We start from the raw sequence: 25,891 nt of genomic DNA on the forward strand, positions 1-25,891 counted from the left end.
TACCCATGGCAACATTAGATTTAAAACAGATCCGTAAAACCTATCGCAACGCGGACAACGAAACGTTAAAGGGCATCGACATCAGTATCGATTCGGGGGAATTTTTGATACTTGTCGGCCCTTCGGGGTGTGGAAAATCCACCTTAATGAACACCATTGCTGGGCTAGAGAATATTAGCTCGGGTGAAATCGTGATTGATGGTGTTGACGTGGCTCAGGTTGAACCCAAAGATCGCGACATCGCGATGGTATTCCAATCATATGCGCTATACCCAAATATGACGGTACGCGGCAATATCGCCTTCGGTTTGAAGATTCGTAAGATGCCACAAGAGGAAATCGATGCAGAAGTGAATCGAGTCGCTGAAATGCTGCAAATCGAACAGTTGCTGGATCGTAAACCGTCACAACTTTCTGGTGGCCAGCGTCAACGTGTCGCTATGGGGCGTGCTTTGGCGCGTCGTCCTAAGCTGTACCTATTCGATGAGCCGCTTTCTAACTTGGATGCCAAGCTGCGTGTGGAAATGCGTCATCAGATTAAACGTCTGCACCAAAAGCTGAACACCACCATTGTCTACGTGACTCATGATCAGATCGAGGCAATGACATTGGCTGACCGTATTGCGGTGATGAAAGATGGTGAATTGCAGCAACTCGGTACGCCGCAAGAGATCTACACCAAACCAAACAATATGTTCGTGGCGGGCTTTATGGGGTCACCATCCATGAACTTCATTAAGACCATGGTGGATTTGGATGAGGAACAGAATCCGATCATCAAAGTAACGGGTACGGCTGAGCAAGAGCACCACATTCGATTACCACAAAGCATGCGTGAACAAGATGGCAAAGAAGTGGTGATTGGCCTGCGCCCTGAACACATCACTGAGCAGGAAAGTGAAGATGTGTCGGCAACGACCAAGCTAGATTTACAGCTGGAAGTCTTGGAACCTACAGGGCCAGATACGATTGCGATGGTGAAAGTGAACAACCAAGAAGTAGCGTGTCGCTTGTCGCCAGAATTTGAAGTGTCAGTTGGGCAAATGGCGCCGCTGCATTTTGACTTATCAAAGGCGGTATTCTTTGATGCTCAGACTGAAGCGAGAATTGATTTTTAGTTTTTGAGACAGTAGCTCAATGAGAGTCTAAGCTTAAACAAAGGCAGTATCACTAACTTATAATAAGTAACGTGATGCTGTCTTTTTTGTGTTTTAGCCTGTTTTATTTCCTCACGAAAACAGAGGGATAAACGAGATAAATGGATTAACTGCAATAATATCGTTAATTAGCCTCCGTTAGCTCTATAAAGCTGACCGAGAACAGCGTAGGATCGCGCTACTTTAGACCAAATACTAGGTTGCACATTAGTGCATAAACAGAAGAATACATGAAACTAACAGCAAAACCCTCAGCTAGTAACGCTTTACTTATTTCTATTACGACACCGGACTTCAAAGGTGACGAAGCAAAAGAGTCTCTTGCCGAACTTGCTCGCTTAGTAACAACCCTAGGGTTTAAAGTGGTCGGTACACAATCACAGCACCACAGTTCAACACAACGACAAAACGTGTTGGGCGCAGGTAAGCTTGCAGAAATTGCACACTTAACCGGTTACCAAGGTTCGATTGAAGAAGCCGAAGATGAAGATTTTATCGATGAGTCTTTTGATTTTCGTGCTGGTATCGATGAGTTAGATTTTGATGATCTTCCATCTGAAGACGTGGAGTTTGGTACTGCTGACGTAGTGGTATTCGACTGTGATTTGAGCCCATCTCAACTGCGTAATGTAGAAGCTCACTTGGGTGTAGAGGTGTTTGACCGTACTGGTATCATCATTGAGATCTTCAGCCGTCATGCTCGTACTCGTACCGCACGTCTGCAAGTTGAAATCGCTCGACTAAACTACCTAGTGCCTCGACTGCGTGAGACGGCCGACGGTGATAAAGAGCGTCAAATGGGTCAGGGTGCTGGTGAAACCTCACTAGAGCTTGACCGTCGTAAAGTACGTGACCAAATTGCTGCGCTTAAGCGTGAGCTGGTTAGCGTACAAGATGAAATGAAGAACCGACGCACACAGCGTTCGGAACTTTTCACTGTTGCTCTGGTTGGTTACACCAACGCGGGTAAATCTTCGATGATGCGTGCAATGACCGCAACCGAAGTGAGTGGTGAAGACAAGCTGTTCGCAACCCTAGATACCACGGTTCGTGCACTTCAGCCGATCACTCAGCCGCGTATCTTAGTGTCAGATACGGTTGGTTTTATCAAGAAGCTGCCACATGATCTGGTTGCTTCATTCCACTCAACACTAGCAGAAGCGCATGATGCTTCATTACTGCTTTATGTGGTTGATGCTTCTGACGTTTCATTCCGCGCACAACTTGATGTAGTGCACGACGTATTAGCTCAAGTGGGCGTTGAAGGCAGCGAAAAACTATTAGTGCTGAATAAGTGCGATAGATTGACTGAAGAGCAGCAATTAGAGCTGATCGAAGAATTCCCAGATGCGATGCTAACGTCAACTCGTGATCCTCTGGATATCACCAAACTGCACAAGTACATCGTTGGTGTTGCTGAAGAAGGCATGATCGAAGAAGAGATCACGATTCCTTATTCTGGCCAAGGCATCATTGGTGAGATTCGCTCAAACATGAGTGTGGTAAAAGAAGAGTACGACTACGAGTGTATTAAGTTGACCGTTCGCTCTAGTGAAATTGACTTAGCTCGACTGAAAAAGCGTATGCAGAAATCTTGATCGTCTATCTAGTTTAGATAAGAACGCCTAAAGAAAAAGCGACCTTAGTGGTCGCTTTTTTTATTCGTTGAGCTTAATTAACGCTACATTGAAATGCCTATGCCATTCTTTGCGTTGGCTTCCAACGTGCTAGCTCTGGATCAAGTTTGATACCTTGTGAAGTCAACAAGTTAACACGAGCCAAGTACGCCGCACCGTGCATCAAATGCTTAGCAAGGTCGACCGCATTACGCTGTTGGTAATCGTCTAGGTAGCTGTCTTTCGCCCATGCGTTGAATGCGCCAAGTGCCGGGCCTGCCCATACTTGGTAATCCATCTCACGACCTTGTTCGCCCGTGTTTGACCAACGGCTCGAAAGCCCCAAGTACCAACGGAAGATCAACGCCATTTTGCGTTTTGGATTGCCTTCAGCACGTTCGATCTGTTTAGGGTCGCGCTCGTTAAAGTGCGCCACAGTACCAGCCCAAATATCATCCAGAGTTGAACGGAATACCTGCTTCTCTAGCTTTTGACGCTCTTCAACTGGAATCGCTTCAATCGAGTCGTAACGTGTGTAGATCTCGTACAGCTTGTTTGCACGCATTGGGAACAAGGTGCCACGTTTAACCACTTGCAGCTTCACGCCCATTTCGAACATGTCTGCTGCCGGAGCCATAGTCACGTCAGCCATTTCGGTTGTCGAAAGTAGCTTACGTGTGTGCTCGCTCGCGCCAGCCTCAACACACGCTTGGTTGATAGAACCGGTAACAATGTATGCCGCACCCATGTTAAACGTTGCTAGAGCAGCGTCAGGCGTACCTACGCCACCACCACAACCGACACGTAGCGGTGTTTTGAATTGGTACTGAGCTTGGATTTGCTCTTTCAGGGCAAGAATCGTTGGTAGTAGAGTTACTAGCGGACGATTATCGGTGTGACCACCAGAATCGGCTTCTGCAGTAATGTCATCCGCCATAGGAACCAGCTGTGCTAGCTCCATCTGTTCTGCTGTGATTCGGCCTTCATCAACCAAAGCTTGCAGCATTTTCACAGGAGCAGGCTGCATGAACTTACTAGCGACTTCAGTACGGCTTACCTTAGCAATAACCTTGTTGCCAATCTGAATCTCACCTTGTGCATCGCGGCTAAGGCCAGCGGCACGGTAGTGAACGATTTGCGGTGTTAAACCTAAGAATGCTGAAGCCTCAACCGTTTTCACTTTGTGCTTCAAAAACAGCTCAACACTACCGCGCTCTAGCGCGGGTTCACTTGGGCTGTGAATCAAGTTAAACGCGTAAGGACCGTTTGGCAGTGCAGCTTGAATGCGGTTGATAGCTTGCTCAACGCGAGACGGGATTAAGCCCGCCGCGCCAAATGAACAAAGAATGCCTGCCTGGCCAAGCGCAATCACCAACTCTTCAGATGAAATGCCGTTAGCCATTGCGCCCGCGTAGTAAGCGTATTTCACGCCGTGGCAGCGACGAAAATCTTCGTCGCCTAGGCTTTGTGTACCAAGAGCGGGAGCAAAGGCGCTAACAGGTTGGCTGTTCGAAGAGCTTGCTGAATCGCTTGATGCAATCTCAGCTTGTTGGCTTACGCCTAAGCCTTTTTCTGGGTGGTTCACCACGTAACAAGCAAGGCTTAAATCTTTCAAGATTGTCGACATTGCTGCGTTATCGAAACGCGTTGTGTTCTCTTCGATCTGCCAAGGCCACGGAGATAGCTTTTCGTTATTGATTGTAGTTTGAGTTGTCATACTAAATTCTTTCCTAATTCTCTGTCTCTAAATGGCGGCTTAAGCTTTATTGATACCAGAAGCTTTATCGGTAGCAGGGGCTTCTTCGATACAAATTGCGATGTCTTTCACTTCGTAAATACGCAGACCATCTTTGCTCAGGTTTGCGTCACCAACGATGATGCGTTTGCCGTCTTCGTCTTTAACCGCTGTGATATGTACATCGAGAGACATCTGTTTGTTCAGAGGGTTAATCTGACCACGGTATTTCCATTTCACTTCAGATTGGATTTGACCGAACTTTGGATTGCGGAAGTCAGCGCCAAGATCTTTGTTTAGCGCATAGGTTTGCATCAGCTCGATGATCGCTTCGACACCTAGAGAACCTGGCATTACAGGATCTTGATGGAAGTGGAATTGGAAGAACCAATCACTTGGGTCAATCGTACGCTCAGCGTATAGGTAACCAAGACCGTCTTTACCACCATCGCTAGTGATCTGCACGGTATCGATAAAGTTCAAACGACCGCCGGCCAATTTGTAGTGCTCTTGTACTTCACCAGTAGACGAGACAGGTGCATTGAAGTAACGCGTCGTTTTGTCTAGCAGGTTGATGTTTACATCCGGCGTGCGGTTGTTATCAACGTGCCAAGGATGAGTCACCTTACCGTTGTCCAAACCCAGTTGGTCTTTCAGTGCTGCGCCTTTGAAGTAACCAAATACCGCTGTACCTTCGTAGAATGGCACGCCGTCAGTGCTCAGTTCGAAGCTAAAGCTCTGTACGATGTTTGTACCCATCATTACGGTTGAAAGCAGGCGAGAATCGTTGGTGATCGTTTTGCCACGCAAGTCGACGTTACGCAGCATTTTGCCGCTGCCGTCTAGGTTACGGAAAAACAGTTCTTCACCTGGGAAGCCTAGTGTGGTGCCCATGTAGCCAGAGATAAAGCCGTTTGGCTGCAGTGAAATCTCCATCAATACCGAATAAGGCATCAAGGTGTGGTGGCTGTTTTCATCAAAGTACCATGCATTTTCTGGCACTTCGTATTCTGCGATACACGATGAAGGCTTCTTGAAGTCGCCACGCTTGCCATCAATCTCTACGACACGAGTAGTTAGCTGCAGATCGCCACACGGAGTACGTGGTGGAATCATCCCACGGTAGATTGAGAAGTCAGGGCCGAAACATTTTTCGATGTCGCCAGTCGCGAATTCGAACATGTGGTATGGCGTGAATGGAACCGTATCGGGTGTGCGGTTCGGGTAATCAGGCGTTACCGGAGCTTCAACATGTTGAAGAGGAATCACGCCTTTATTTGGCGCTGTTTCTAGGTCTTCAATTTGCGCCATCAACGGCGCATTTGCTGAAGCCTGCTGATTAATGGCGGGTGTATGGCCCAAGTTTTCGATAACAGGGGGCGCGACAGCTGTTTCTAAAGAAGGCAGGTAACGAGTACATTCGTCATCTTCTTTGATCATCACACCCAAGTTTTGGAAATCAACAATCACTTTGCCATTCAGCAAAATATCGATGTTAGCTTTCGCGTATGGGCGAGGGCTTAGACCAATCTCGGTCACTTCCATGCGGTAAGTCAGTTCTGCTGATTGTGGTAGAACTTGACCACGACAACGCACTTGTTGAGGGGCATTTTCAAGCGGTTGGAAACGACCATTTTGAACAAGCGTATGCATGCCAAGGTGCATCATGAAGAATTGAAGCAGCTGACCACAACCTTCTGCCATCAAAGATCCAGCCATTACTGAGTCATCTTTGAAGTGACAAGGGAAGTACCAGTGCTCAGGCTCTAGCTGCTTGTGACCTTCAATCAGACCAAGTCCCCATGTGCCGCCTTGCGGTTCAACACGGCTAACCTTTTCGATCATCATGAACTTCTCTGAGCTGAAGCACAAAGAAGGCTGGTGGCGATCAGATTGGTGAGTTGGGCCAAAACACTCTGCAATGTTTGCAGTCAGCAGGTGGCGCAGTTCTTGGTGGTTAAACTGCGTTTTAGGGCAGTGCAACATAGGGTCGAAGCGTTGCTTAGTGGCAAGTTTACGAGCCTTGATTTCATCTTCAGTGTGAATCACACCTTTGCCGTCTGCTAGCTCTTCGTCAGTGAAGAAGCCTGCACAACCGTTATCCATTTTCAGGATCATCTTGTCGCCAACGAAACATTCGTACGAGAAGAAGAACAGCAGCGTGTCGCCATTGCGAGCAAAGCTGTTGATTGAGATGTCGTAACGCAGCGTATCGCCACCACGAGGCAAGTCGCCAAGGAAGGTCAGCGTACAATCAAGCAGGCGATAAACACGCTCGCCTTTGTTTTCGAAGTCAATGCCTAAGTAGCTGATCAGCATTAGGTCACACTGACCTGATTCAACTGCAACAGCCCAAGGGATTTGACCATCAACAAGATACGGCGCATCAACTGGGATGTCGTATTCGGTGGTCATGGTGCTTGGCTTGTACTCGTTCACTGTCGCGTTGAGCTTGGTTACACGAGATACCAATAGGTAGTCTGTGGTTGGTAGTCGAACGCGGCGCGAGTAGCTATCGATGATCGCGTAGTCAGGGCCAAATACATTGGCGATGTCGCCTTCCGCGTATTCAACCAGATCATCGTAATCCCAGATACATGGCTTACGAACAGGTTTTACTGGTGCCGGTGTCGCAAGTACGTTTACCGGTGCTGACTGAACCTGAGCTGGTTGAGCTTGAACAGGCTGAGTTGATGTTTCGGCTGAGCTATCTAAACCAGACGTCACTGCGTTTAGCTGCGCCTTTAATAGTGCATCAGCCATCTGCATGCCTTGGGCTCGTGTGTGCAGGAATGCTTTGTGTACCTGTTGAGCCGCTTGCTGGTTTTGAGCAAACGCTTGGTTTTGGCTTAGATTTTGCGGCTGCTGTGAAGCTGCGTCGATTTGAGACACGCCATTTTTAGCGGATAGGACATGAGTCATATTGCTGTGGTTACCTGTTAGCTGACTGTGGCGAGTTGGCGCCAGAGTAGGGGATACTGATGTAGGAGTTTCGATGGCTGGTTCTACCGCGTTCTGCGCTAATACCTTCTTCTCTAACTCTTTTTGCACAAGGGCTGCTTGAATGCTTGCTGTCGTTGGAGCCGACGCCACTCTTGCTGCTTGTTTACCAGAAGCTTTCTGTTGAATGTGCGCTAGGTTAGCGATTGGTGTCTCTGCGATGTGTTGATAAATATCGCGACCACCAAGAGTCACTTGCTTAACCAACTGACGCTTAGCATCACTTACCAGTTCACTACTTAAACGAACAGAAAGTGATTGAGATTCAACACTCGATTGGCTTAGTAGCAGCTGTGAACATTGTCCTTCGCTGATGCTGGCAACAATCGCGTTTTTAGAACTGATGCTTGGATTCAGAGGGGCAAGGTTCAGGTTGAGGAGGCCGTGTAGTAGGCTTGCCATGCCAGAAGCTGCCGAGCAATGACCAACACGCTGACTCGCTTGAGTCGTTTTTGTGTTCGCGAAACTTAGAGACGTAGACTGATGTAATGAAGATTCGGGTGCATGGTTAAGCTCAAGCAGAGAAACATCGTTTGAGCTCATACCGACTTGAGTCAGTAACTCATCAGCAACGGCATTGTTACGCTCGCTTGAACCAAAGGCCAATGCGTTGATGCTGCCGTAAGCCATATCTTGGTTAGTCGTTACTCGACTCTCGTCAACAAGAACAATTGCACCTGCGCCTTCGCCGACATTCCAACTGCCGTCTTGCGGTTGTCCGAATTTAGGAGCAAGTGATACTGGGCTCACGCTGTTCTTCAGAATGACATGTTCTGCACTGCTACTAAGGTCAACGGCTGCAATTACAACGGCATCCATTGATTCTTGCGACATCAGGTTTTGCGCGACATCGATACAACGAGCAACCGACTGTTCAGCGGCAGAAATCGTAAAGGCAGGGCCGTTAAAGTCCCACAATGAAGAGATGCGCGAAGCCATGATATTGCCGATGAAACTGGTGTATTGGTTCAGCTTGGCTGCGTCCATCACACTGTCCATCGCGATGGTTTCTAGCGATTGGTATTCGTCTTGTGTTAGCTCAATACCCATGTTGGCAAAGCTGTCAGCCAATTGGCTATGCAGGTTTACGCGTCCACGGAATTGGTGCATCTCAAGCTCAGTTTCCATCGCTACCAGTACTGCAACCTTTTGGCCTGCCACAAGCTTGGCATCTTTGATCGCTTCGTCTGCAACTTTCATCAGTAGCAACTGCTGAGAGATCAAACGGTCATCTTCATTCGGCGGTACTTTGAAGCGTAGGAAATCGAGGTCGAATTGATCGATGTAAGCCCCGTTTGGAATGCCGTGTAAACCAAACTGATTCAGCAGTTCTGGATGTTGGTCTAAACCTTTCCAGCGCTTCTTAGGCAAAGCAATGAAAGCATCGTTGTTGGTTTCAATCGCAGTGCTTAGCGCATTGATGCTTTGCAGAGAGCCGAAGTGAGACGCGAGACCAGTAATGCTTAAATTAGACGGTTGTAGGCTTGGAGATACTGATTCTGGAATCTGGTTTACATGACTCGTGTCTGAATACGCTTCAAGCAGTAAGTGAGCGTTACAACCACCGAAACCAAATACAGAAACACCCGCGCAGCGCTCTGAGTTACCCGCTTTACTTGGCCAAGGTTGAACCTGCGTTGGCAGAGTCTGTGGGCCAAATAAACCTTCAGGCGACGATAGTGGCTTGTCCAAATTAATACTTGGCGGAAGAACACCTTCTTTCATCGCAAAAATCATCTTCATGATCCCCGGCATACCCGCCGCAGTCAGTAAGTGACCGAGGTTGGACTTCGCAGAGCCAATCAATGGCGGGTTAGAACCATTCAGTTTGTCAGCAAAGAAACGTTCCATTGAGGTTAGCTCAACCTTGTCACCTAACGGTGTGCCGGTTGCGTGACACTCAATTACTTCGATGCTGTCTGGTGTTAGGTTAGAAGCTTCGTAAGCGCGTTCAAAGGCTTGTACTTGTCCTTTGCTATTTGGGCTTAATACGAACTGGCCACGGCCATCGTTCGACAAGCCAATACCGCTGACGACTGCGTAAATGTTATCGCCATCACGCTCTGCATCGGCTAAGCGTTTTAGGACTAAAACCCCCGCACCTTCGCCAGCAAATAGACCTTTACTGTTGCTATCAAACGGAACCGACACACCGTGGTCTGGGTAAGCGTGGAAGATGGAGAAACCCATGTTGATAAAGAATGGGTCAGCACCGGATACCGCACCTGCCAACATCATGTCGGCTTTGCCCGTGTTCAAGTAATCACACGCTAACTTCAATGAATACACTGAGCTTGCGCATGCCGCATCTAGGCTAAGTTGCACGTTGCCTAAACCTAGCGCATCAGCCACTAACTTAGAGGCGTTATGTGCTGCAGCACCATTGATAGGGTTGAGGTCTTGCGCGGTTTCATTGGTTGGCAGCAGTGAAAACTGGTCATTAGCCAATTTATCTTTAAGTGCTTTCTCGACCACTGAGTGATACATCGGCAGAAACAAGTCGTTTGAGCGTGTTGTTGGGAACGAAAGGGCACCCATAATCACGCCTGTGCGCTCTAAAATATTGGCATTCAGATCAATACCAGCGTCGACTAACGCCTTGCGGCTGGTATCCAAAGCCCATAGGAAACTCTGGTCAACACCGTTGAATGATTCTGCTGTTAAGCGGTAGCCATTGCTATCGAAATTGAAGTTTTCGATGTAGCCGCCTTTATCGCAGTAAAAGCGGTCTGACTCACCTTGCACGCCCTGATAGCTTTCAGGTTTAGCACCTAACTTTTCAGCGCTTAATGTGGTTCGAGAATCTTTTTTATCTAGCAAGTTTTGCCAAAAGTCTTTTGGCGTATCCGCTTCTGGGTATTGGTTAGCAATACCGACAATCGCGATCTTATTGCACTTTACTTGCTGTTTGTTCTGAGCTTGAGCTTGATATTGAGATGGCTTCGATTGAGAACTCATACTAGCTCTCCTTGATGATTCACTGCGCTGCATTGAGACACACCACTTAATTGCTTAGCGGTGGTGATCTGTTGTTCTAGCCCTTGAATAAGTGGCTCGACAGACAGTGGAATTTGATGAGTAATGAGCTGACCAATGCATTTGATGAGCGTGACAACATCATCACCGCCTTTGGCATTGGAAGCGATTGAGCAGTACTGGTCTGCTACGTTGTCGCTACGATTGATCTTGTCGATCAATGTGCTGGTTTGACGATCGGCACCCACTTCAACAAACAGGCGAGCACCTTGTTGACGCGCACTCTGGATCAACGCGGTGAAATCCAGCGTCGAACAGAAAGTGTCGGCAATCGAAAGGGCGATGCTGTCGCTGTCTATATTGATTGGTTCGCCAGTCGGTAGACCTGCTGCGCTGATAAAGCGGATATGCTTTGGCAATTCGTCGAACAGTGGTTGTGTGTAAAACTCACGCACTTGGCTATGTTGGCTCAATGCCGGTGTGGTGTGCATTGCGGTAACACGATTCGCGGCAATGCCACGTTTACCCAGTTTCTTGAGCAGAGCACGACAGGTGCTTTCACAGCCTGCCAGTACGCAAGTGTCACCTTGGATAATGGCAAGGTAAGCACGTGGAAACTCTGGTAACAGAGCCTCAATCGCTTGCGCATCACTGCGAACCACAAAGCTATTCCATTGGATGCTTTCGTCGCCGTTCAGCTGCCAATCTTGACGTACTGCGGTGAGTTCGCCAGAAATAGCCGTGGTGAAGATAGGACTGGTTTGAGTCATCTCAATCAGCGCATGCGGATTTTTCCAAACATTTAAGCTGGCCCACATGGAGGCTTCACCCTTGGAGTAACCCAAAGCGAAATCTGGCTGCACTTTGAATTCATCACACAAGAGCTGCGTTAGTAAATAACTACTGCCGACACCTGCAATTGCCAATTCACTGAGCGACATTTCTTGCGAGTTTTCTGCGTAGGTTTTGTCAGCCTGCAGCATCTCTTTCAAGTTACCTTCGCGTTCTAAGCGAGCAAATAACTGTGGGAAATGGTGGTGAAATTCGCGCAACATGCCGGGATAAACCGTGCCAACACCAGGGTAAACAAATGCAACGCCACCTTTGCTTTGAGACATCGGTGAGAAACAACTGCCTGCTGGCGTTTTGTAGTGGCTATTGTCACCCACTACTTTTGGCAACGCATTTTCTATCGCGGTGATCTCTTGTAGTGCAGCCTCAATTGAAGCGGCTTGAATCACGATGTTCGCACCACGGCCAGCATGGTGTTGAACGCTTTGAAAGTGGCTTAGGTTTGAATGCATCACGCTGGCGATAGCAAGTTCATGGTCTGCCGATTCGTTAACGCATTTAAGCTCTTCTCTTAACGAGGTTAACTGAGAAACCAGTTCGGCTTGGTCATTGCCAGAAACTACAAACATCAAACGCTCGCTGGATAGCAAGGGCTTTGGCTCGTGCAAACCGGTCGCTTGAGTCAATATCAGGCTGGTGGCTTTTGGGCTATCGTCACTGAAAGTTAACGCAGCAACACGTGCTTTGTTTGGCTCAGTGAACCAGTAATGGTTAGGTAATGAATGGCTCGGTAATGAACGGCTCGATATCGCATTAACTATATTCAACAATTCATCAAACTGCTGCGAAGCCGATAAGTCAGAGTGTTGCTGTTGATGACTTAAATCTGAAGCGGGGCGGCGTGCAATATCCAGAGCTAGCTGAATGCTATTTCCGGTAGCTGTATCTACAAAGCTCGCCAAATTCGCGTGTGGGTGAATCTTATTCTGAGCAGCATTCAGCGCACTTAACATCAACAATGATGGTGAGTGATGATCCAAACAGAGCTTAACGACATTACCTTGATTGACTGTCTCGATGGCGTGAGCAAGTGCTTGATTAAAATTGCCATCAACCACAACAGTTATCATCTCTGGGAACGAGGGAAATAAGTCGGCAGAAAGCTCAGCCGCGTTTGCTGGCTGAGCTAAAAGAGCGATGCGCAATGGCATCGCTTTATTAGTAGGAACAGTCACTATGACAATTGCTCCTTTTCTGGGTTCTTAGTCGCTTCTTTCTTCGGCACTGCTGAGCTAGATTTTGGCAAAAATGCGTCATTTAAGCTCTTGCTGATGGTGACTTTGGCACCTTTCATTACTGCGCTTAAACGACCATCTTGGTGGTAAAGCGAGATATCAGCTTGCAGTGAACGAGTCGTGCTTTTTATCACGCTCAGTTCTAGCCAACCTTGGTCACCATTGTGCATCGGTGCGTAACACACAAACTCACCGATTGCAGACGGTAGGCTTGCCGCGCCGTATTTCAATCGAGCCCATACCAACATGGCTTGCAACAGATAATCTTCAGCAAATGGTTGGCTATCGCCAAAGCCTTGCTTAGGAATAAATGATCCGCAGTCGCTGTTTTCAATCTGAGGCAACTGGCACTGAGCCAATAAGCCTAAGTCGTCAAAGCGCTCAACTGAGGTAATACCTTGCAATCTTGGTCCATGAAACAGAGTGCCGTCACTGTATAGAGCTTGTGCCGTTGTTACAGGTGCTGAAGTGCTGGCTTCAAAGCGTTTTGTCGACGCTTGTTGAACATCTTCAGACATTTGCACAGAGGCAACTTGCAACTGAGCTTGATACTGTGGTCGTCCTTGGCAGCTGATTACTGCTTTTAGCTGATCTTTTGATTTAGCATCAGAGGAAAGAACCAGTTTCAGCTCTTTCACTTCATCAGTATCAAAAATCACACCTTTCAGCAGTTTGTAGTTGTGAACGCTAACGTTCACCCCTAACAGTTGCTCTGCGACTTCACGCATCCATTGGATGGCACACACTGTCGGTAACACTGGGTTACCGGCAATGCAGTGATCTTGAATGAAAGGCAATGCCTTTGGATCAAGATGACGTGTCACAGTAATGCTTGTATTCAGCGGACTCTCTGCAAGGTGCACAGACTCCGCATTAAGCTTTTTTACAGCAGCTTCCTTGTTGTCAGAACCTTGCATGCTCGTACCAACCAGCAGTTGAATGCCAGTTTCGTTCAGTAGTTGAGAACTAAATAGCTCTGCACCCGCCTGAAGAGGAATTACGTACACACCGCGCTCTGTAAACATACGTTTCAGTGCTGCGTTGACCATGCCACCGTCCCACGGTCCCCAGTTGAAGCTCATCACTTTCGCTTGAGGGTTACGAGCAGACAGCTGTAGAGCCGCTTTGTTCAGGATCTCGTTGGACATTGAGTAATCGCTTTGGCCTGTGTTTCCGTAGAAACCCGCCGCCGAAGAGAACATCGCAATCAGTTTTAGCTTGCTGCTATCAAGACCGCCAAGAACTGCTTCTAGTCCGCCCACTTTTGTGCCGTAAACCATGTTCAGTTCATCAAGCGTTTTATCTTGAATGTGTTTGTCAGCCAGTACACCTGCACCGTGGATAAGACCCGTGATGCCTTCGAAATTCGCCAGCGTTTTCGCTACTGACTCATGGTTCGATACATCTAGGCTTAGGTATTCAGCGCTCGCGCCAATCTCGTTGAAAGCGGCAAGTGCTGCGTTGATTTCAAGGCTACTCAATACAGGTTTTAGCAAGGCATCAACTTTCTTCGGCGTTGGTTTGTCACCTGTTGCTTGTAGGTGAGCGATAGCCGCTGGTTTTAACTCTTTCTCTTGCTTGCCTTGTGCCCACTGAGGTAGCTCAGCTGAAGTAATATGCTTACTACGACCTGCAAGAATGAAGTGAGACTTACATTGCTTAGCAAGAGTCAGTGCACATTCAAACGTCACGCCTTTAGCGCCACCCGTCACCAGAACTTTGTCGCTCTTGGTGAGTTGAGCGCCTGTGTTTTTGGTTTGCGCAGCACCTGGTGTTGTCGCAATCAATGTTGCACGACCAGATTCCCCGTTTTCCGCATGGCTAAGGCCGATTTCAACCGTGTTGGTATCGATATCGAACAGTTCGCCTGTGATAGCTTCAGCTAGGTGACGAGCATCAATCGAAGCGTCAGCATCCAATGCGCGGCAGAACACGTTTGACCATTCATGGCTCAGTGTCTTAGTTAGACCAGATAGAGCCGCTTGGTTAAGTTCTGCATTCGCTAATTGCTTAGTATCTAGGTAACCAAAGCCACCATCGATACGGCTTAGCGTGAAGAACACGCTACGACCAGAAACGGCATTCAGCTGACCATTTAGGTACTTGGCGAATAAGAACGCTGTTGTCAGTGAAGTTCTTGAGTCTGCATTCAAGTTAACCGCTTGCTCGTTGCTTTGTTTCGTATCAACGATAGCTTGTAAATGAATGAAGCCAGCAATCACTTTGTTCGACGTTTTAAGGTCTGCTTCGATGTCGTTAATAACCGCAGTCACACCAGCATCATCGATACTGTTGAGGGTGTAGCTTGCGATTTCACTGTTTAAAGGTGACGCGGCAGAAAGAGCACTACGCACTACAGCAACTTGAATGCCGTTAGCGGTCAACTTTTCTGCTAGAACACCGGCGTTGTGACCATCATCTGTGATCACGACACAAGCGTCTTTTGAGAAACAATCGACGAGTTTATCTGCCGCTGGTAGCTTTTTTAGCGCCACCTCATTGTGTGGAGGAAGTTCCGCTGTCGCTGTTTCTGCGATAGGCGTTACTGATTCAGCTTTTGAAGTTGCTACGGGTGCAGCAGCGGATAGCTTACTTTGCATGTAGGTAACGATTTCACCAAGCGTACGACACTCAGCTAAGTCTTCAGGGTTCAGTTCTGGCAGCGTTGGTAGCTGGTCTTGAACTGTACCTAGGATCTCAACGCGTTTGATTGAGTCGATACCAAGGTCTGCTTCCATGTCCATCGCTAGGTCGAGCATTTCTGCGGGGTAGCCTGTTTTGTCGGCAACCACTTCCATCATTGTTGATTGAACGTGAGCAGGATTTAGGTCATTGCTCGTGCTTTCTACAGTTGCTGCAGCGACTTCTGTACTCGTAGTAGCAGTAGCGCCTAGCTTACTATTCATGTAGTCAACGATTTCACCCAGAGTACGACACTCAGCTAGATCTTCAGGGTTCAGCTCTGGCAATGTTGGTAGTTGATCTTGAACCGTACCAAGGATCTCAACACGTTTGATTGAGTCAATGCCAAGGTCTGCTTCCATGTCCATTGCTAGGTCGAGCATTTCTGTTGGGTAGCCAGTTTTATCAGCTACTACGCTCAGCATTGTGCTTTGAACTTGCTCAGCGTTTAAACCGTTTGAGACTGCTTGCGCTGGTACAGATGCTTGAGCTGCTACTGGAGCAGAAGCTGGAAGCTTGCTGTTCATATAGTCTACGATTTCGCCAAGAGTACGACACTCAGCGAGATCTTCAGGGTTTAGCTCTGGAAGAGTCGGTAATTCGTCTTGAACCGTACCTAGGATTTCAACACGTTTGATTGAATCGATACCAAGGTCAGCTTCCATGTCCATTGCTAGGTCTAGCATTTCAGTCGGGTAGCCCGTCTTCTCTGCCACTACTTCTAACATGGTTTTTTGAACGACAGCCGCATCTAGACCATTGCTAGCTGCTGCCGGAGCAACTACTGCTGCTTGTGAAGCCACGGGAGCAGAAGCTGGAAGCTTGCTGTTCATGTAAGCAACGATTTCGCCAAGTGTACGACACTCAGCTAAGTCTTCAGGGGTTAGCTCTGGAAGAGTAGGCAGTTCATCTTGAACCGTACCAAGAATCTCAACACGCTTGATTGAATCGATACCAAGGTCTGCTTCCATATCCATTTCTAGATCAAGCATTTCCGTTGGGTAACCTGTCTTCTCAGCAACCACTTCTAGCATGGTTTGTTGAACGATTTTTGCATCAAGACCATTAACTACAGCAGCTGCTTGAACTGGTGCAGCTTCATTAGTTGAAACTCCAGAAGGCATCTTGCTGTTCATGTAGGTAACGATTTCACCAAGAGTACGACACTCAGCTAAATCTTCAGGGTTCAGCTCAGGTAGGTTTGGCATTTCGTCTTGAACGGTACCAAGGATCTCTACGCGCTTGATTGAGTCGATACCAAGATCTGCTTCCATGTCCATTTCTAGATCAAGCATTTCCGTTGGGTAACCCGTTTTCTCGGCAACGACTTCTAGCATCACTTTTTCAGCGTCGGCTGTTTGTACTGCTACTGGTGCAGCTACAGGAGCTGGTTGTGCTTTAACTGGTACAGGTTGGGCTGCAACAGGCGCTGCTGCTTGAGCTGCAGGAACGGCTTTCTGTACTGGAGCTTTCTGAACTGTTGTATTTTGAACCGGCGCAGCTTGTACAGGAGTCGCTTGTACTTGAGCTACAGGCTGTTGGACGATAGCTGCTGGAGTAGTTTGAGTAGTTGGAGCTTGAATCGCTGGCTGAGCATTTACAGAAGCAACGAAGGTTGGTTGTACCGTTTGTACTGAACCTTGTGTCAGCATGTTAAGTGCTGAGTTGTTGCTGTGCGCTTGCATCTCTAGGTAATGAGCGTGAGCTTTTAGCGTTTCAGCTTGGTGCTGGTGGAACATTTCCATAGAACGCTGTAGGTTCTCAGGAATTGCTACGCCTGCCGTTGCCATTTTCGCTTGCTCAGACATTAGGGTGTTGAACGTGTCACCGTATTGCTGAGGAATCGCAAGGAACTGCTGATGTACTTCTGCTGCTTGTTGTTGAGCATTGAAGAATGATTGCAGTGAAGACTCATCAACCGTTACTGAAGCTGTTGGTTGAATAGTCGCTGGTGCAGGTTGTGCTACTTGAGGCTGCTGAGTTGCTGTTGCTACTTGTACTCTTGGTGCTGCAACTGATTGTTGTACATTTGAAGCTTGAGGAGCAGCGACAGGTACTTCAACGATTTCTGTTTTAATCACTTCTTTTTCCACGATTTTCTCGACTTCAACTTTCACTTCAACAATCTCAGTCTTTTCGGTGACGTTGCCCGAAGCCAATGATTGATCCATTTTCTTACGAGTAGCAGGGCTGATGTAGTTGGTTGCATTCAGCTTGATGTTCATTGGTGATGCCTTTGCAGGTTCAGCAATGTCAGCTTGGTAAGGGTCAATGTTGTCTAATGAAACACCAGCCACGCACAGTTGAACGGCAGCTAAACGAAGCTGTTGGTCACTGTCGCCTTTAGGGTTTGGGTTGATGCTGATTGCATAAAGTTCTTCGTTCTTATCAGCCAGTGTTTTTTCAACCAGCTTTTGAAGAATGTTCTTGGGACCGAACTCAACGAATACACGCGCACCGGCTTCGTACATCGCTTCAATTTGCTCGCTAAAACGAACCGATTGCAGCATGTGTTGCTTGAACGCTTTCTTGATCGCTTTAGCGTCTTTGCTGTGCAGCTTGCCCGTTGCATTTGAGTAAAGCGGCAGTGTTGGAGCGCTGAATGAAGCTTTATCAATTGCAGAAGCAAATGGTTTTTGAGCGTGAGCAACAAGCGGTGTGTGGAAAGCGCCAGACACTGGCAGAGCAATCGCTTTGAAGCCTTGTTCAGTTAGCGCTTGTGCTGCTTGTTGAACCGTCGCAGTTGGACCTGCAATAACCAGTTGAGTCGGAGCGTTGTAGTTGGCAATGCTCACGCCTTCAAATTGGCTGATGCAGCTTTCAACGGCTGGAAGTTTGTCTGCGTCTAGAATGACCGCAAACATAGTACCGCTGTCGCCTTGTTCAGGTGTCGCCGCCATCGCATCGCCACGAGCGAAAGCTAGTTGGTAGTAATCGTCTTGCGAGATAACACCCGAAGCACATAGTGCGCTTAGTTCACCAAAGCTGTGGCCTGCAACCATGTCTGCTTTGAAGCCAGCTTGAGTCATGATGTCGAACTGACCCATAGACACAGTACCAATTGCACTTTGCGCATTGGCCGTGTTGGTTAACACCGCTTCTTGAGCTTTGGTTGCTTCTGGTGTGAAGGTTGGAATGGGGAATAGAATTTGGGACAGAGCCGTCTTCTTGTGCTGACCAAATACTTGGTCCGCTTGAGCAAGCTGTTGGCGCATCTCTGGGTAATGACAAGCAAGCTCGCGACCCATGTTGAGATATTGCGAACCTTGACCTGCAAATAGCGCTGCTACTTTACTAGTGCCGTTTTCAGCAATCAGTGCTGACTCACGGTAGCTAGTACCGTTTGGTATCTGCCAATGTGCTTTGGTTTGGCTCTCAAGCATAGGAATCGCTTGAGTCAGTTGCGCTTGAAGGTCTGCTTGGTCAGTTACAACTAAACCAAGACGAGCATGCTTAGCGTCAACTTCGCGTAGAGCGTGTTGCTCAGCAAGCGCTTCCAGTTTGAACGCTGCATCTGCAGTTTGAGTTGAAACCTTTTTAAGTTCATTGATCAGTGCTTGACGAGATTCTGCGCTGAATAACAGAGTTTGCGGCACTTGGCGTTGACGGTATTTGTCACCGCGAGTGTGCTCTGGTGTGTACTCTTCCAATACCACGTGGAAGTTAGTGCCACCAAAACCGAATGAGCTGATACCTGCACGGCGTGGTGTGCCGTCGACACGTTTCATCCAAGGGCGCGTTTGTGTGTTTAGGTAGAACGGCGAGTTTTCGATATCCAGTTTAGGATTCGGAGCCGATACGTTAATCGTTGGCGGCAGTACTTTGTGGTGCAGTGCTAAGGCAGCTTTGATTAAACCTGCAGTACCCGCGGTTGATTTAGTGTGACCAATTTGAGATTTCACAGAGCCTAACGCAATGTGTTGCTTCTCTTCATTGTTCTCACTGAATACCGAGTTTAAGCCACCAAATTCAGCAACATCGCCTGCTGCAGTACCTGTGCCGTGCGCTTCTAGTAGGCCAAGCGTGTGCGGTGCGAAACCTGCATCATCATAAGCACGTTTGAGTGCTTTTGCTTGTCCTTCAGGGCGAGGCGCGTAAATACTCTTGAACTTACCATCCGAAGAAGAACCGACACCTTTAATCACTGAGTAGATTCTGTCGCCGTCACGTTCAGCATCTTCAAGGCGCTTAAGAGCAACCATGCCGATGCCTTCACCAATCATCATGCCTTTTGAATCGATGTCGAAAGGTTGAATGGTTTCGTTTGTAGTGAATGCTGGGGTTTTAGAGAAGCTCATGTACATGGTTGGTGAGTTATCAGTACACACACCACCAGTGATCATCATTTCACTGCGGCCTTCAACCAGCTCGCTCAGTGCCATGCGCATTGCGGCTAGAGAACCTGCACACGCAGCATCTACTACACAGTTGATGCCACCAAGGTCAAAGCGGTTAGCAATACGACCTGAAATTACGTTACCTAATGAACCAGGGAATGAGTTCTCTTCCCAGTGGATGTATTGGTCTTGGAATTTTTTGATCAGCATTTCGCTGTCTTCGTCGTTGATGCCACTGCTCTTGAAGACTTTTTTCAAAACAGGGTATTGCAGACGAGCATTCAGGCTTTGAGCGATCTTCTGACCACCACCAACACCGAGCGTGATACCGATCTTATCGCGATCGTAGCCTTCAGGCAGCTTGGCATCTTCAAGTACTTCTTTTGCCACGATCAGAGAAAGCAGCTGCGACGTATCAGTCAGTTCTAGGATATTTGGCGGAAGGCCGAATTCCATAGGGTTGAAGTCAACTTCTGGGATGAAGCCACCGCGCTTACAGTAAGATTTGTCTGGCGTAGTACGATCTGAATCGTAGTAATCTTCTGGGCGCCAGTGTGTATCAGGCACTTCGGTAATTGCATCGATCTTTTCGCTGATCAAATCCCAGAATTTGTTTAGGTAGCGAGAGTTCGCAAACATGCTTGCCATACCAACGATAGCAATAGGCATGTCTTTAAGACGTTTATTAAGTCGAGTGTCGTCGACTGATTCCGGTGTATTTTTTTCGGGTTGGCTCATTATGAGTCTCCACTTGAAATCACTGAGGGCGATGTCGTGTTTTGAGGCTGCGCTTTTAATTGAATCGAAAATAAATCTGAAACAGATTTGGGCAAACGCAGCTGAAGAGTAAGGCTGCCGAAAGTTGGCCACCTGACTGAAATAGGGGGTGCGAAGTTCATTGACTTGCAGACGTTGAGAACGTGTTTCATGCGTGAAGGGGGTATTCGAATGTGAGGTTAATGTCCATTTAAATCCTGTCCAAAGTACTGCTTTATGCAAAGCAGGTATCCGCAATAAAAACGTGTGAATTTGTTTAATGGTTGAGCAGGCTACCCGAGGTGAGTGGCCGATACAATGCTCCCAGAGGCCACTATGATCTGTTCAGACCAGATGATTTTACTGAACTTTTATTTTTTGTATTTTTAATGCAATTAACTTATTGATAATTAATGGATATGAGTGGTTTTTTAGTGTTTATGCTCTATTTTTTGACTTGGTGAGATCTATGTCAGATTTTTGTAAGTAACATTTAATAGATGTCTGTTCTGTAAGGCTAAGTGTGATCTGTGTTTTAATTTGTTATTATTTGAAAAATTAGTTTTAAGTCCGCATATGAAGGGTGTTTCCTGCGCAGATTCTCTATGTTTATCTCAAATCATAGGTGACTTAAATTTGTTCGTTTTGATGGTTTTTTGATAAGTGGTTTGAAGAAGTGAGCGTGAGTAAATTGGAAAATCCAATCGTTGATTTGTGGCTATGTTCTTTGAGTAATTTGCGTGATGATGTAGGCAGTAAGTCACACCTCAAACAGACACTCACAGCTGATGAAATAGCGAAGGTCGAGCGGTATCGAATGCCCTCATCTCAAGTTCAAGCCCTATATGTTCGCAACTACCTAAGAAAGGTGTTGTCTAGCTATTCTGATTTAATGCCCGAAGCGTGGTGCTTTGAATATGGCGAGAAAGGAAAGCCCAGTTTAGTCGCCGAACAGCAACTCATGACGGGGTTAAACTTCAATATCAGTCATAGCAAAGAACATTTGTTGATTGCAGTTTGCCAACGAGAAGGGAAGCCAGTCCAACTGGGTGTCGATATCGAACATGCAAGAAGCTCGACCAATATCGACTCGATCATGAAGCACTATTTTTCAGATAAAGAATTGGCGGATTTACTTGAACTTAGTAAAGAGCTGCAGAGAGAGCGTTTTTTCGATCTTTGGGCGCTGAAGGAGTCGTATATCAAAGCGACAGGTAAGGGGTTGGCCACATCATTGAAAAGTTTTTCGTTCGATTTTTCCAATCTAACTCAACAAACGCTGCCAGTTCATTCGTCGGGTTTACGACCAGAGTTACATGGAGGAATCATTGTCCATAACGGTGTAGGGTTGGATGCTGCTGAAAATGACAATACTTCAACAGATTGGCAATGCAGTTTAGGAAGGCTGGATAACCAGTTTCGATTTGCCGTGACGCTTGGTGGTGCAACGCTTCCTATGCAATTAGAGATTAAGTGCTTCCCCAAATCGAAGCTACTTGGCTGAGTTTACGTTCGTTACACTAGAACCTTTAGCTTCTAATCTTGAACACGGCTCGCTCTCAGCCATTCGTAATATTGGCTAACTCGTTTCGCCAAGCATCGCTTTTAATACTTCTGCGGGTACAGGCTGAAGTTGTTTGTCTTTATCTAGGCAAACCATCTCGATATCACCAATCACGGCAGGTTTGGTTGCATCTTTACGCCATACCTCTTGTCGCCATAAGGTTTTGTATTTGCCATCGAGCTCAAAAGAGGTTCGGATATCGCAGATCTCTGCGAACTCAACGCCGTCTTGAAAGGTCATATTGGCTTTATACACCGCAAACCCCAGTCCATGTTCATTCCACAACTCTGCCAGTTTATCGCTGCCCAACACATGCTCGCGCGCACGCTCAAAGTATTTAAGAAAGTTAGGGTGATAAACCACACCTGAGTGATCGGTATCTTCGTAGTAAATCTGTACTGGGTGATGGTAGATCTGACTCATGGGTAGCAACTCTTGGTAAGTAGTGGATCAGTAAATCTGACTAAGTTGTGCAGCACTCTACAGGATAGGTTGAAATTACTTCAAGGTATCATCGGCAATGTGGCTCTTGGTCAGACCTCATTCGGCCGTATCCATTAGTGATGCGTTGGTCAACTCCCACCCATTTACAAATATTCTATGTGTCATTTTCCACCCATTAATTTTTGTAGCGAGTTAGCGACAACTGCAGGCAGATCTGATGAAGCCTTGCGGTTAAAGGCTTGTTAATGAATTGTGTCAATATGGCGCGCTAATTGCCTTAGTGAAAGCACGCAGTTCCCATTGAAGGGCTGCTTTGTTTACTAAGGAGAATAATAATGTTTAAGCCTCTTACCCTGCTGTCTGTATCTGTTCTGGCGCTCACAAGTTTTAATGCTGCTGCAAACTGTGACCCTGGTGAAATCGTGATTAAATTCAGTCATGTAACCAATACCGATAAGCACCCGAAAGGCATCGCCGCTTCTTTACTGGAAGAGCGAGTAAACACAGAAATGAATGGAAAAGCTTGTATGCAAGTTTTCCCTAACTCAACACTTTACGATGATAATAAGGTACTGGAAGCCCTGTTAAATGGTGATGTTCAAATGGCGGCGCCATCGCTGTCAAAATTTGAGAAGTTCACTAAGAAATACCGCATTTTTGACCTTCCTTTCCTATTTGAAGACGTAGAAGCCGTTGACCGTTTCCAAAACTCAGAATCTGGTGAAAAGCTGAAGAACGCGATGAAGCGTCGTGGCCTGCAAGGTCTTGCGTTTTGGCACAATGGCATGAAACAGATGTCGGCGAACAAACCTCTTATCAGCCCTGAAGATGCAAAAGGTTTGAAATTCCGTGTTCAAGCATCGGATGTATTGGTGGCTCAGTTTGAACAACTAGGCGCTAACCCACAGAAGATGTCTTTCAAAGAAGTGTACGGTGGCTTGCAAACTAAAGTTATCGATGGTCAAGAGAACACATGGTCAAACATCTACGGTAAGAAGTTCTTTGAAGTACAAGACGGCGTGACCGAAACTAATCACGGTATCTTGGATTACCTAGTTGTAACGTCAAACGACTTCTGGAAAGACCTACCTGAAGATGTACGCACACAGCTTGGCACTATCGTTCAAGAAGTGTCTGAGACGCGTAACGCAGAATCTTCAAAAGTTAACCTAGCGAACAAAAACAACATCATCGAAGCGGGTGGTGAGGTTCGTACACTTACGCCTGAACAGCGTGAAGCATGGGTAGCTGCACTTCAACCAGTATGGAAGAAGTTTGAAAAAGACATCGGTTCAGACCTTATCGATGCAGCGTTAGCTTCAAACCAATAACACCGCTAAGGGAGTGGCGAGTATTCGTCACTCCTTATTAAAACAATTATAAGCGGAGTCAATTATGGAAAAGCCTCAAATGGAACAACCAAATTCTAGCGAATCAGCACTGGAAACCTCTCTTTTTTCCAAAGTCGGAAGAGTTACGGATGTGATTGAAGAGTCACTAATCGCATTTTTCCTTGGCGCAATGACGCTACTTACTTTTGCCAACGTGGTATTTCGATACGCATTCAATGACAACATCTTATGGGCACTGGAACTGACCGTGTTCATGTTTGCTTGGATGGTGTTAGTGGGCGCATCTTATGGCGTTAAAAAACACTTCCACATTGGTGTTGATGTGATCATCAACCTTGCCCCAGAAAAGCTACGCAAAGTGTATGCGTTCATCGCCGTGACAAGCTGCCTAGCATTTTCAATCTTACTTCTTATCGGTTCTTGGAATTATTGGTACCCATTCGCGACCGATCGCGCATGGTACGAGACCGACGATATTCCAATGCCAGAGATGCTTCAGTTTCTTGCTGACTGGCTGAATGAAGGCGAGCGATACGAGAAACTGCCACGTTTTATTCCTTATATGGCGCTGCCGATTGGTATGGCAATGCTAACGTTCCGTTTTGCTCAAGTTGCTTACCAAGTCGTCACAGGCAAGCTTGACCGCATGATTGCAGGACACGAAGCCGAAGAAGAGCTGGATGCGTTGAAAGCAGACGTGCTAGCGGGCCCTGACGAAGATGCAACAGCGGTATTGAATTCGACTCCGCAGAACAAAGCGAATGAGTCGAGTACAAAATCTAACGGTAAGGAAGACTAATCATGGCAATGTTATTTCTATTTTTAATGGTAATTGCTTTCATGTTGGTCGGTGTACCAATTGCAATTTCCCTCGGTTTATCGAGCGTAATATTCTTATTGATGCACTCAGATGCGTCATTAGCTTCAGTCGCACAAACGCTGTTTAATGCATTTGCAGGCCACTACACACTCTTAGCGATTCCTTTCTTTATCTTGGCCTCTAGCTTTATGTCTACTGGTGGCGTGGCGAAACGTATTATCCGTTTTGCTATCGCGATGGTGGGTTGGTTCCGCGGCGGCTTGGCGATGGCGTCGGTTGTGGCATGTATGATGTTCGCAGCCCTTTCTGGTTCATCTCCTGCAACGGTAGTGGCGATCGGTAGTATCGTTATCGCAGGTATGATCAAAAACGGCTACTCAAAAGAGTTCGCGGCAGGGGTTATCTGTAACGCAGGTACGTTGGGGATCTTGATTCCACCGTCCATCGTGATGGTGGTATACGCGGCGGCGACCGATGTATCGGTAGGTCGTATGTTCTTAGGTGGCGTTATTCCTGGTTTGCTGGCGGGTGTGATGTTGATGATTGCTATCTACATCGCAGCACGTATTAAGAAGATTCCGGCACAGCCATTTGTGGGCTGGGGCGAGATGTTCGCAGCTGCGAAAGATGCGAGCTGGGGCTTGCTGCTGATTGTCATCATTCTAGGTGGTATCTACGGCGGCATCTTTACTCCGACAGAAGCGGCGGCAGTGGCTGCGGTGTATGCCTTCTTCATTGCCAACTTTATCTATAAAGATATGGGGCCTTTCGCTGACAAGAACAATACAAAGCCTGCTTTGGTTAAGGTGTTCCAAACGTTTTTCCATAAAGACACCAAAGACACACTTTACGATGCAGGCAAGCTGACGATCATGCTGCTGTTTATCATTGCCAATGCTCTGATTCTTAAGCATGTACTGACCGAAGAACGCATTCCTCAAATGATCACTGAGTCTATGCTATCTTCAGGCTTAGGGCCGATCACCTTCTTGATTGTAGTGAACGTTTTACTCTTGATTGGTGGGCAGTTCATGGAGCCATCAGGCTTGCTGATCATTGTTGCTCCTTTGGTATTCCCAATTGCAATTGCGCTCGGTATCGACCCAATTCACCTAGGTATCATGATGGTGGTGAACATGGAGATAGGGATGATAACGCCGCCTGTCGGGCTCAATTTGTTTGTGACCGCAGGTGTCGCGAAGATGTCGATGATGAACGTGGTAAAAGCCGCATTGCCGTGGGTTGGGGTGATGTTCTTATTCCTGATTATCGTCACTTACGTACCTTGGGTATCAACATGGTTACCAACCACCTTGATGGGACCAGAGATCATAACCAAGTAGCTATTTGAGTCATTCACTGACA

11 protein-coding genes are annotated in these 25,891 nt (G+C 47.1%); 6 read left to right on the forward strand and 5 right to left on the reverse strand.

Features of this window, described 5'->3' with window-relative positions:
• The first annotated feature begins 5 nt into the window (after positions 1–5).
• Together AB6E30_RS05045 and hflX are read left to right on the forward strand one after the other, a co-directional pair.
• Positions 6–1,118, forward strand: a complete 1,113-nt coding sequence (locus AB6E30_RS05045) for an ABC transporter ATP-binding protein (RefSeq protein WP_102393532.1) — start codon at positions 6–8, stop codon at positions 1,116–1,118.
• Positions 1,119–1,387: 269 nt separating this feature from the next.
• Positions 1,388–2,755, forward strand: a complete 1,368-nt coding sequence (gene hflX / locus AB6E30_RS05050) for a GTPase HflX (RefSeq protein ID WP_372102813.1) — start codon at positions 1,388–1,390, stop codon at positions 2,753–2,755.
• A gap of 97 nt (positions 2,756–2,852) precedes the next feature.
• On the opposite strand, the gene pfaD is transcribed toward hflX, so the two are convergent.
• The 4 genes from pfaD to AB6E30_RS05070 are packed head-to-tail and all read right to left on the reverse strand — an operon-like array spanning position 2,853 to position 20,328.
• Positions 2,853–4,490: an eicosapentaenoate synthase subunit PfaD gene (gene pfaD / locus AB6E30_RS05055; RefSeq protein WP_372073013.1), complete on the reverse strand. Its 1,638-nt coding sequence runs from the start codon at positions 4,488–4,490 to the stop codon at positions 2,853–2,855.
• A gap of 39 nt (positions 4,491–4,529) precedes the next feature.
• Complete coding sequence (locus AB6E30_RS05060; RefSeq protein ID WP_372102815.1) at positions 4,530–10,466, reverse strand: beta-ketoacyl synthase N-terminal-like domain-containing protein; 5,937 nt, start codon at positions 10,464–10,466, stop codon at positions 4,530–4,532.
• Positions 10,463–12,511 (reverse strand): PfaB family protein, encoded by a 2,049-nt coding sequence (locus AB6E30_RS05065; RefSeq protein WP_372102817.1) that lies wholly within the window; start codon positions 12,509–12,511, stop codon positions 10,463–10,465. The genes AB6E30_RS05060 and AB6E30_RS05065 overlap by 4 nt, the downstream gene beginning before the upstream one ends.
• The gene (locus tag AB6E30_RS05070; RefSeq protein WP_372102819.1) at positions 12,511–20,328 is read right to left on the reverse strand and encodes a phosphopantetheine-binding protein; all 7,818 of its coding nucleotides are present in this window, start codon (positions 20,326–20,328) and stop codon (positions 12,511–12,513) included. The genes AB6E30_RS05065 and AB6E30_RS05070 overlap by 1 nt, the downstream gene beginning before the upstream one ends.
• 709 nt (positions 20,329–21,037) lie before the next feature.
• On the opposite strand from AB6E30_RS05070, the gene AB6E30_RS05075 reads away from it, so the two are divergent.
• A complete protein-coding gene (locus AB6E30_RS05075) occupies positions 21,038–21,850 on the forward strand; it encodes a 4'-phosphopantetheinyl transferase superfamily protein (protein ID WP_372102858.1) in 813 nt (270 codons plus the stop codon).
• A gap of 75 nt (positions 21,851–21,925) precedes the next feature.
• Here AB6E30_RS05075 and AB6E30_RS05080 read toward each other — a convergent pair whose 3' ends face one another.
• On the reverse strand, positions 21,926–22,333 hold the full coding sequence (locus AB6E30_RS05080; protein ID WP_004736070.1) for a thioesterase family protein: 408 nt from the start codon (positions 22,331–22,333) through the stop codon (positions 21,926–21,928).
• A gap of 356 nt (positions 22,334–22,689) precedes the next feature.
• Here AB6E30_RS05080 and AB6E30_RS05085 point away from each other — a divergent pair, with 356 nt between their 5' ends.
• From AB6E30_RS05085 to AB6E30_RS05095, 3 genes are all read left to right on the forward strand, one after another.
• Entirely contained in the window at positions 22,690–23,685 is a 996-nt protein-coding gene (locus AB6E30_RS05085) for a TRAP transporter substrate-binding protein (RefSeq protein WP_050621081.1), read from the forward strand.
• A gap of 64 nt (positions 23,686–23,749) precedes the next feature.
• Entirely contained in the window at positions 23,750–24,505 is a 756-nt protein-coding gene (locus AB6E30_RS05090; RefSeq protein WP_372102821.1) for a TRAP transporter small permease, read from the forward strand.
• Positions 24,506–24,507: 2 nt separating this feature from the next.
• Positions 24,508–25,869 (forward strand): TRAP transporter large permease, encoded by a 1,362-nt coding sequence (locus AB6E30_RS05095; protein ID WP_372102822.1) that lies wholly within the window; start codon positions 24,508–24,510, stop codon positions 25,867–25,869.
• Positions 25,870–25,891 lie beyond the last annotated feature (22 nt).

This window comes from Vibrio sp. 10N.247.311.12 (genome assembly GCF_041467515.1).
GTDB lineage: Bacteria > Pseudomonadota > Gammaproteobacteria > Enterobacterales > Vibrionaceae > Vibrio > Vibrio crassostreae_C.

Excerpts from the sequence above, each read along its gene's own strand:
- AB6E30_RS05045 (WP_102393532.1), top strand. The coding sequence starts at position 6 with ATGGCAACATTAGATTTAAAACAGATCCGTAAAACCTATCGCAACGCG.
- hflX (WP_372102813.1), top strand. The coding sequence starts at position 1,388 with ATGAAACTAACAGCAAAACCCTCAGCTAGTAACGCTTTACTTATTTCT.
- pfaD (WP_372073013.1), bottom strand. The coding sequence starts at position 4,490 with ATGACAACTCAAACTACAATCAATAACGAAAAGCTATCTCCGTGGCCT.
- AB6E30_RS05060 (WP_372102815.1), bottom strand. The coding sequence starts at position 10,466 with ATGAGTTCTCAATCGAAGCCATCTCAATATCAAGCTCAAGCTCAGAAC.
- AB6E30_RS05070 (WP_372102819.1), bottom strand. The coding sequence starts at position 20,328 with ATGAGCCAACCCGAAAAAAATACACCGGAATCAGTCGACGACACTCGA.
- AB6E30_RS05080 (WP_004736070.1), bottom strand. The coding sequence starts at position 22,333 with ATGAGTCAGATCTACCATCACCCAGTACAGATTTACTACGAAGATACC.
- AB6E30_RS05085 (WP_050621081.1), top strand. The coding sequence starts at position 22,690 with ATGTTTAAGCCTCTTACCCTGCTGTCTGTATCTGTTCTGGCGCTCACA.
- AB6E30_RS05090 (WP_372102821.1), top strand. The coding sequence starts at position 23,750 with ATGGAAAAGCCTCAAATGGAACAACCAAATTCTAGCGAATCAGCACTG.
- AB6E30_RS05095 (WP_372102822.1), top strand. The coding sequence starts at position 24,508 with ATGGCAATGTTATTTCTATTTTTAATGGTAATTGCTTTCATGTTGGTC.